The 9,088-nt window shown below is 69.3% G+C and carries 9 protein-coding genes; all 9 read left to right on the forward strand.

The genetic code is table 11. The annotated features are described in order from the left end of the window. Nucleotides 1–311, forward strand: a 311-nt coding sequence (locus tag ACFDTC_RS03555; RefSeq protein ID WP_375257494.1) for a YebC/PmpR family DNA-binding transcriptional regulator, incomplete at its 5' end; no start/stop codon positions are given. A 65-nt stretch (nucleotides 312–376) separates the two neighbouring features. Continuing rightward, the gene (locus tag ACFDTC_RS03560; protein WP_375257495.1) at nucleotides 377–973 is read left to right on the forward strand and encodes a LysE/ArgO family amino acid transporter; all 597 of its coding nucleotides are present in this window, start codon (nucleotides 377–379) and stop codon (nucleotides 971–973) included. Between the two features lie 62 nt (nucleotides 974–1,035). Beyond that, nucleotides 1,036–1,935, forward strand: coding sequence for a DMT family transporter (locus ACFDTC_RS03565; protein WP_375257496.1), 900 nt, complete (start codon nucleotides 1,036–1,038; stop codon nucleotides 1,933–1,935). An 81-nt stretch (nucleotides 1,936–2,016) separates the two neighbouring features. After that, complete coding sequence (gene betI, locus ACFDTC_RS03570; RefSeq protein WP_375257497.1) at nucleotides 2,017–2,586, forward strand: choline-responsive transcriptional repressor BetI; 570 nt, start codon at nucleotides 2,017–2,019, stop codon at nucleotides 2,584–2,586. Then, on the forward strand, nucleotides 2,583–4,091 hold the full coding sequence (gene betC / locus ACFDTC_RS03575; protein WP_375257498.1) for a choline-sulfatase: 1,509 nt from the start codon (nucleotides 2,583–2,585) through the stop codon (nucleotides 4,089–4,091). Before betI ends, betC begins: the two co-directional genes overlap by 4 nt. A gap of 19 nt (nucleotides 4,092–4,110) precedes the next feature. Continuing rightward, nucleotides 4,111–5,568: a betaine-aldehyde dehydrogenase gene (gene betB / locus ACFDTC_RS03580; RefSeq protein ID WP_375257499.1), complete on the forward strand. Its 1,458-nt coding sequence runs from the start codon at nucleotides 4,111–4,113 to the stop codon at nucleotides 5,566–5,568. A gap of 102 nt (nucleotides 5,569–5,670) precedes the next feature. Further along, nucleotides 5,671–7,323, forward strand: a complete 1,653-nt coding sequence (betA, locus tag ACFDTC_RS03585) for a choline dehydrogenase (RefSeq protein WP_375257500.1) — start codon at nucleotides 5,671–5,673, stop codon at nucleotides 7,321–7,323. A 72-nt stretch (nucleotides 7,324–7,395) separates the two neighbouring features. After that, nucleotides 7,396–8,064: a thermonuclease family protein gene (locus ACFDTC_RS03590; RefSeq protein ID WP_375257501.1), complete on the forward strand. Its 669-nt coding sequence runs from the start codon at nucleotides 7,396–7,398 to the stop codon at nucleotides 8,062–8,064. A gap of 136 nt (nucleotides 8,065–8,200) precedes the next feature. Continuing rightward, nucleotides 8,201–9,088 (forward strand): FecR domain-containing protein (locus tag ACFDTC_RS03595; RefSeq protein ID WP_375257502.1); only part of this gene is annotated, 888 nt, incomplete at its 3' end.

Genomic DNA, 9,088 nt, shown 5'->3' on the forward strand with positions numbered 1-9,088 from the left:
ACGCGGACACGGTGATGATGGCCGCGATCGAGGCCGGCGCCGAGGACGTCGAAAGCGCCGAGGACGGGCACGTGATCTACTGTGCCGACACCGACCTCAACGACGTCGCCACCGCGCTCGAGGCCGAGCTGGGCGAAAGCGAGTCGACCAAGCTGATCTGGAAACCGTCGACCACGACCGAGCTCGATCTCGACTCGATGCAGGGGCTGATGAAGCTGGTCGAGGCGCTGGAGGATGACGACGACGTGCAGCGCGTGACCACGAACTTCGAGGCCTCGGACGAGGTCATGGCGCAGCTCGAAAGCGCCTGAACGCGTTCGAAGGGCACTGACGGCGGCATCCGCGTCATCGCCGTTGCCGCGCCGGGGGAGGTTCCATGCAGACGGCCCTTGCGGGGTTCGCCCTCGGCCTCTCCCTGATCCTGGCCATCGGGGCGCAGAACGCCTTCGTGCTGCGGCAGGGCATGATGCGGCGCCACGTCCTTCCGGTGGTGCTGGTCTGTGCGATCTCGGACGCGGTGCTGATCACTGCAGGCGTTGCGGGCTTCGGTGCGCTGACCACCGCGATCCCGGGGCTCGAGCTGTGGATGCGGCTGGCGGGCGCGGCCTTCCTGATCTGGTACGGCGCGCGCACGCTGTTGTCCGCCTGCTTCGGGGGCGAGGCGCTGCGCGCGGGCGAGGGGACGCAATCCCTGCGCGCCGCGATCCTGACCTGCCTCGCCTTCACCTGGCTCAACCCGCATGTCTACCTCGACACGGTCGTGCTGCTGGGCGCGGTCTCGGCGCAGTACGACGACCGGCTGGCCTTCGGCGCGGGCGCGGTCGTGGCGTCGTTCGCCTTCTTCTTCGCTCTGGGCTTCGGCGCGCGGGCGCTCGCGCCGGTCTTCGCGCGGCCCGCGGCGTGGCGCGTGCTCGACGCCGGCATCGGGCTGGTGATGTGGGCGATCGCGGCCAAGTTGCTGTCCGGCCTCTGATCCTTGCCCGCGCGGCCTGCGGCCCTTGCCCTTGCCGGACGGTTGCGCCAAGGGTTGGGCCCATGGACAATGCGGCGCAGCGGCCCGGCGCGGGCGTCTTCTGGATGGTGGTGACGGGGCTGTGCTTCGTCATGGTCACGGCGCTGGTGAAGCTGCTGGGCAGCCGCATCCCGTCGTCCGAATCCGCCTTCCTGCGATACCTGATCGGGCTGGTCTTCCTGATCCCTATGATGCCCGCGCTGCGTGCCGTCACGCTGACGCGCCGCCTGTGGGCGCTTTTCGCGCTGCGCGGTGCCGCGCATTGCGTGGGCGTGGTGCTGTGGTTCTACGCCATGACCCGCATCCCCATCGCCGAGGTAACGGCGATGAACTACCTCAACCCCGTCTACGTCACGATCCTCGCGGTGTTCTTCCTGGGCGAGCGGCTGGCAGTGCGGCGCATCATGGCGATCGTCGCGGCGCTGATCGGCGCGGTGCTGATCCTGCGCCCGGGCTTCCGCGAGCTCGACCCCGGCCACATCGCCATGCTGGGCACCGCGCTGCTGTTCGGCGTCTCGTACCTGACCGCCAAGATCCTGTCGGGCGAGGTCAGCGCGTCTGTCGTGGTGGGCATGCTGTCCATCACCGTGACCATCGGCCTGGCGCCGCTGGCGCTGGCGGTGTGGGTCTGGCCCACGGGGTGGGAGCTGCTCGTGCTCTGCGCGATCGCCACCTTCGCCACCGCCGGGCATTTCACCATGACGCTGGCCTTCGCCGCCGCTCCGGTCACGGTGACGCAGCCGGTGACCTTCCTGCAGTTGGTCTGGTCCGTGGCGATCGGAGCGCTGTTCTTCGCGGAACCGGTCGACCCTTGGGTGATCGCCGGCGGCGGCCTGATCATGGGCGCGGTGGTGTTCATCACTTGGCGAGAGCACGTGCTGAAGCGCCGCGTGACCCCGCATGTCGGCGAAACGAAGGGCTGACGACGCACCCTCTTACCGCGCAGCCGAACTGCATCGGGTTTATTGATTGACCAGTCAATCAATATCGGGCATACGGTCCCCATGCCCAAGCTCGGACAAGAACAATTGCGTCGCGCGGCACTCGTCGCGGCGACGGTCGAGGAAATCGGCGCGCGCGGCTCGCTCGACGTGACGGTCGGGCAGATCGCGCGCCGCGCCGGCATGTCCACCGCGCTGGCGCATCACTATTTCGGCGGCAAGACGCAGATCTTCCTGGCAGCGATGCGCCAGATCCTCAGCGATTACGGCGCCGAGGTGCGCGGCGCGCTGGCCTCGGCCGCGCCGGATCGCCGGCTCGAAGCGATTATCGCTGCGAATTTCGCCGGCAGCTGCTTCGCGCCCGCCACCGTGTCGGCCTGGCTGACCTTCTACGGCCTGGCGCACAGCGATCCGCAGGCGGCGCGCCTTCTGCGGGTCTACCAGGCGCGGCTGCGCTCGAACCTGATCGACGCGCTGCGCGGTCGCTGCGCCGATCCCGCGGCGGTGGCCGAGACGCTGTCGGCGCTGATCGACGGCGTCTACCTGCGCGCCGCGCTGTCGGGCCGCGGCGTCGACGGCGCCGCCGCCCATGTCACCCAAGCCGCCTACGCCCTGATCGGAGAGACGCGATGAGTTCCAACATCCTGATCGTCATGGTCGACCAGTTGAACGGCACGCTATTCCCCGATGGTCCCGCCGACTGGCTGCACACGCCGAACCTGCGCGCGCTGGCGCAGCGCTCGACCCGGTTTGCCAACGCCTATACGGCCTCGCCGCTCTGCGCGCCGGGGCGAGCGAGCTTCATGTCGGGCCAGCTGCCCAGCATGACGCGGGTCTATGACAACGCGGCCGAATTCGCCTCGGACATCCCGACCTACGCGCACCACCTGCGCCGCGCGGGCTACCAGACCTGCCTGTCGGGCAAGATGCACTTCGTCGGCCCCGACCAGCTGCACGGTTTTGAATCGCGCCTGACCACCGACATCTACCCGGCCGATTTCGGCTGGACGCCCGACTACCGCAAACCGGGCGAGCGCATCGACTGGTGGTATCACAACATGGGCTCGGTCACCGGCGCGGGCGTGGCAGAGATCACGAACCAGATGGAATACGACGACGACGTCGCCCATCAGGCGCAGCAGAAGCTGTATGATCTCGCGCGCGGGCACGACAAGCGGCCGTGGTGCCTGACCGTCAGCTTCACGCACCCGCACGACCCCTATGTGGCGCGCAAGCGGTTCTGGGACCTGTACGAGGATTGCGAACACCTCGCGCCCCAGGTGCCGGCGATGGACTACGCCGATCACGACCCGCATTCTCAGCGCCTGTTCGACGCCAACGACTGGCGCAGCTACGCCATCACCGACGAGTCCGTTGCCCGCGCCCGGCGGGCGTATTTCGCCAACATCTCGTATCTCGACGACAAGATCGGCGGCCTGCTGCAGACGCTGAAGGACACGCGGATGGACGACGACACGATCGTGGTCTTCGTCTCCGATCACGGCGACATGCTGGGCGAGCGCGGCCTGTGGTTCAAGATGAGCTTCTTCGAAGGCTCGTCACGCGTGCCGCTGATGATCGCGCTGCCGGGGCAGGGCGGTCGGCTGGTCAGCGACCCGGTTTCGACCATCGACCTGACGCCGACGCTGGCGGCGCTGGCCGGCGTCTCGATGGACGAGGTGGCGCCCTGGACCGCCGGCGAAAGCCTGCTGCCGCTGATCGACGGCGGCGCGCGCGAAACGCCCGTGGCGATGGAATACGCGGCCGAGGGGAGCATCGCGCCGCTGGTCTGCCTGCGCCAGGGCCAGTGGAAGTACACTGCCTGCCCGGTCGACCCCGAGCAGCTGTTCGACCTCGACTCCGACCCGCACGAGCTGAGGAACCTGGCGGACGACCCCGCCTATTCCGAGACGCTGGCGCAGTTCCGCGCCATGGCGGAGGACCGCTGGAACCTCGAGCGCTTCGACGCCGACGTGCGGCAAAGCCAGGCGCGCCGGCACGTGGTCTACGAGGCTCTGCGCCAGGGCGGCTATTACCCGTGGGACTTCCAGCCGCTGCGCGCGGCCTCGGACCGCTACATGCGCAACCACATGGATCTCAACGTGCTCGAGCACGACCAGCGCTATCCGCGCGACTGACCCCATTCAGGACCATTCGATGACCTACGATCTTCAGCCCCCCGCCAGCCATTTCGTCGACGGCGAATACGTCGAGGATACCGTAGGCACGCCGCTGCCGGTGATCCACCCGGCCACCGGCAAGACCATCGCGACCCTGCACGAGGCGACGCCGGCCATCATCGACCGCGCCCTCGACGCCGCGCGCCGGGCGCAGGTGCAATGGGCCGCGATGACCGGCGCCGAGCGTGGCCGCGTGCTGCGCCGCGCTGCCGACATCATCCGCGACCGCAACCATGCGCTGTCGGTTCTGGAAACCTGGGACACCGGCAAGCCGCTGCAGGAGACGCTGGTCGCCGATGCCGCCAGCGCCGCCGATGCGCTCGAATACTTCGGCGGCCTCGCCGGCACACTGACCGGCGAGCACGTGCAGCTGGGCGAGAACTGGGGCTACACCGTGCGTGAGCCGCTGGGCGTCTGCGTCGGCATCGGTGCGTGGAACTATCCCAGCCAGATCATCGCGTGGAAATCCGCGCCGGCGCTGGCCTGCGGCAACGCGATGGTGTTCAAGCCGTCCGAGACGACGCCGCTGTCGTCGCTGCGCATCGCCGAAATCCTGACCGAGGCGGGCGCGCCCGCCGGCCTGATCAACGTGGTGCAGGGCGCGGGCAGTGTCGGCCACGCGTTGGTGACAGATTCCCGCGTCGACAAGGTCTCGCTCACCGGATCGGTCGGCACCGGACGCAAGGTCTACGCCGCCGCCGCCGAGGGCATCCGCAACGTCACCATGGAACTGGGCGGCAAGTCGCCGCTGATCGTGTTCGACGACGCCGATCTCGACAACGCGGTGGGCGGCGCGATCATGGGCAACTTCTACTCGACCGGGCAGATCTGCTCGAACGGCACGCGGGTCTTCGTGCAGAAGGGCCTGAAGCAGGCCTTTCTCGACCGGCTGGACGAGCGGCTGAAGGGCGTCGTCATGGGCGACCCGCTGGACGAGGCCACGAATTTCGGCCCCATGGTCAGCGAACGCCAGCGCGAGATCGTGCTGTCCTACATCGCGAAGGGCCGCGCCGAGGGTGCGCGCCTGATCACCGGCGGCCAAGCGGTCGACCGCGACGGCTTCTTCATCGAGCCCACGGTCTTCGCCGACGTGACCGACGACATGACCATCGCGCGCGAGGAGATCTTCGGCCCCGTGCTGTCGGTCCTCGACTTCCAGACCGAGGACGAGGTCATCGCCCGCGCCAACGACACCGAGATGGGCCTGTCGGCCGGCGTCTTCACCCGGGATCTGGCGCGCGCGCACCGGGTGATCGGCAAGGTCAAGGCCGGCACCTGCTACGTCAATTCCTACAACGACGCGCCGGTCGAATTGCCCTTCGGCGGCTCGAAGCTGTCGGGTGTCGGGCGCGAGAATTCCAAGGCCGCGATCGAGCATTACTCGCAGGTCAAGTCGGTCTTCGTGCGCATGACGGATGTGGACGCACCCTTCTAGCGCACCGTCGAGGAGCCGCTTTCGGGCGGCCGTCCATTCGCAATCACCCTTCCCGCCGGCGGCCCGTGCTTCCGGCGCGGGATCAGTATCGGAGATTCCGCCATGCAAGCGGATTACATCGTCGTCGGTGCCGGCAGTGCCGGCTGCGCCATGGCCTACCGCCTGGCCGAGGCGGGGCGTTCGGTCATCGTCGTGGAACACGGCGGGTCCGATTGGGGCCCGTTCATCAACATGCCCGGCGCGCTGTCCTACCCGATGAACATGGCGCGCTACGACTGGGGTTACCGGACCGAGCCCGAGCCGCATCTGGGTGGCCGCCAGCTGGCCTGCCCGCGCGGCAAGGTTCTGGGCGGCTCGTCGTCGATCAACGGGATGGTCTACGTGCGCGGCCACGCGCGCGATTTCGACCATTGGCGCGACAGCGGCGCCGACGGCTGGAGCTACGCCGACGTGCTGCCCTATTTCCGGCGGATGGAGCATTGGCACGCCGGCCTGCACGGTGGCGATCCGGCCTGGCGCGGCAAGGACGGCCCGCTGCACGTCACCCGCGGGCGGCGCGACAACCCTTTGGTCACCGCCTTCGTCGAGGCCGGCCAACAGGCGGGCTACCCGGTCACGCCCGACTACAACGGCCACCAGCAGGAGGGCTTCGGCCCCTTCGACATGACTGTCTGGAAGGGCGCGCGCTGGTCTGCGGCCAGCGCCTACCTGCGCCCCGCCGCGAAGCTGGGCGCGCAGGTGATCAACGCGCTCGTCCGCCGCGTGGTGTTCGAGGACGGCCGCGCCGTGGGTGTCGAGATCACCCGCCGCGGCCGGACCGAGACGCTGCGCGCGGGGCGCGAGGTCATCCTGTCCGCCGGCGCCATCAACTCGCCCAAGCTGCTGATGCTGTCGGGCATCGGCCCGGCGGCCGAGCTGGCCAAGCACGGCATAGACCCGATCGCCGACCGCGCGGGCGTGGGCCGCAACCTGCAGGATCACCTCGAGCTCTACATCCAGCAGGCGGCGACGCAGCCGATCAGCCTTGCCAAGTACTGGAACCTCTTCGGCAAGGCCTGGGTCGGCCTGCAATGGCTGCTGCTGCGCCGCGGCCCCGGGGCGTCCAACCAGTTCGAAAGCACCGGCTTCATCCGCTCGGCCGCCGGGGTGGAATACCCCGACATCCAGTTCCACTTCCTGCCCATCGCCGTGCGCTACGACGGCAAGGTCGCGGCCGAGGGGCACGGCTTCCAGGCGCATGTCGGCCCGATGCGCTCGGCCTCGCGCGGGGCGGTGACGCTGCGCTCGGCCGACCCCGAGGACGCGCCCAGCATCCGCTTCAACTACATGTCCGATCCGCAGGACTGGGCCGACTTCCGCACCTGCATCCGCCTCACGCGCGAGATCCTGGGGCAAGAGGCGTTCGCGCCGTACCGGGGCCACGAGATCCAGCCCGGCGACGCGGTGCAGGACGACGACGCGCTTGACGCCTTCATCCGCGAGCATGCCGAAAGCGCCTACCACCCCTGCGGCACCTGCCGGATGGGCCGCGCGGACGACCCCGACGCGGTGGTCGACCCGCAGGGCCGCGTGATCGGCGTGGACGGGCTGCGCGTGGCCGACGCCTCGGTCTTTCCGCGGATCACCAACGGCAACCTCAACGCGCCCTCCATCATGACCGGCGAGAAGATCGCCGATCACGTGCTCGACCGGCGTCTTGCGCCCGAGAATGCCGAGCCCTGGATCAACCCCGACTGGCGAACCTCGCAGCGCTGATCCCGCCGAGAATATTAACGAGTCTTAACGGTTTCGCTTGAAGCGGCGCACTCCAGGGGCATCTCTGGAGGAATGTTAAGGATTTGTTCGCTCTTGGTGCTCATCCTCGCACCGCTGCCGGCAGTGGCCGAGGTGGCCGGAACGCTGCGCGTCATCGACGGCGACACGATCGACGTGGGCGATACGCGCGTGCGCCTGTACGGCATCGACGCGCCCGAGATCGACCAGCGCTGCGGCGGCGCGGATGCGCCGATGTGGGATTGCGGCGCTTGGGTCACGCGCGAGGTCACGGACCGCTACGAAGGGCGCGACGCCACCTGCACCGTGCTCGACACCGACCGCTACGGTCGCGTCGTGGCGCGCTGCCTGATCGACGGCGAAGACATGGGCCGCGCGCTGGTGGCCGAGGGGCTGGCCTTCGCCTACCGCCGCTACGCGATGGATTACGACCTCGACGAGAAGGCGGCGGCGGTCAACGGGCTCGGCCTGCACGGGTCCGGCATCACCGCGCCTGCGGCGTTCCGCGCCACCGGCCGGCACGCGCGCGCGGCCCGGAACGCCGCCGCGGCGCCCGAGGGCTGCGCGATCAAGGGCAACATCGCCAGCGACGGCGAGCGGATCTTCCACGCGCCGGGCCAGCGCTGGTACGACCGCACGCGGATCTCGGTCCAGCGCGGCGAGCGTTGGTTCTGTTCGGAATCCGAGGCGCGGCAGGCGGGCTGGCGACGCGCGCGGCAATAGCGCCTGCGCTTGCGTGTGTGACACGCCTTGCATTTTACACGAATGCCGCAAGTCTTTCCCACGCGAATTCCTTGACCTTTGCAGGGCATTTACGCCGATCGGTGAGGCTTCTGTTAAGCAGACAGGAGTGTGTCCAATGAAATTCGGATTCTTCGCCATGCTTGCCGGATTCATCCTGATGGCAAGTGGTGCGCTGGCCTCGGGCTGGCTGGTCGAAAGGGTCGGCGGCGACGTGCTCTACGCCCCCGACGGCCGCAGCTGGAGCGCGCTGTCCGCCGGGCAGGAGCTGCCGAACGCCAGCTGGGTCGACACCCGGCGGCAGGGACGCGTGCTGCTGACCCGCGGCGACGAGCGGATCCTGATCCGACCCGGCACCATGGCGGCGATCGCGACCTGGAACAACCGGGGCGTGAACACCAAGGTCGTGCAGCGCAGCGGCGCGGTGGTCCTCGACGTCGAGGTCCGCGCGCGCAAGCACCTGACGGTCGAGACGCCGCACCTCGCGGCCGTCGTGAAGGGCACCGCCTTCGAGGTGACCGTCGGCGGCGCCGAATCCTCGGTCCGGGTGGATCGCGGGACCGTCAGCGTCAGCGAGGACGGCGGCGCGAACGCGACCGACGTCACCGCCGGGATGCAGGCCACCGTCGCACCCTCGCGGGCTAAGGGCGTCAGCGTCCGCGCTGCCCCGCCGGCCCCCGCTGACGCGATCGCCGAAGCCACCGAAACGATGGGCCCGCCGGCCGCGACTCGCGGTGCAGGCACGCCCGGACGCCCGGCAGGAACAGGTCGCCCGGAGACGACCGGCAACGGCGACACGCGCGGCAACGGCAACGCCGGCGGCAACGGTAACGGCGGCGGCAACGGAAACGGTGGCGGCAACGGGAACGGTGGCGGCAACGGGAATGCTGGCGGCAACTGGAACGGCGGCGGCAACGGGAACGGCGGCGGTAACGGGAACGGTGGCGGCAACGGGAATGCTGGCGGCAACGGGAACGGCGGCGGCAACGGGAACGGCGGCGGTAAC

Source organism: Citreimonas sp. (assembly GCF_042096055.1).
Lineage (GTDB): Bacteria > Pseudomonadota > Alphaproteobacteria > Rhodobacterales > Rhodobacteraceae > Citreimonas.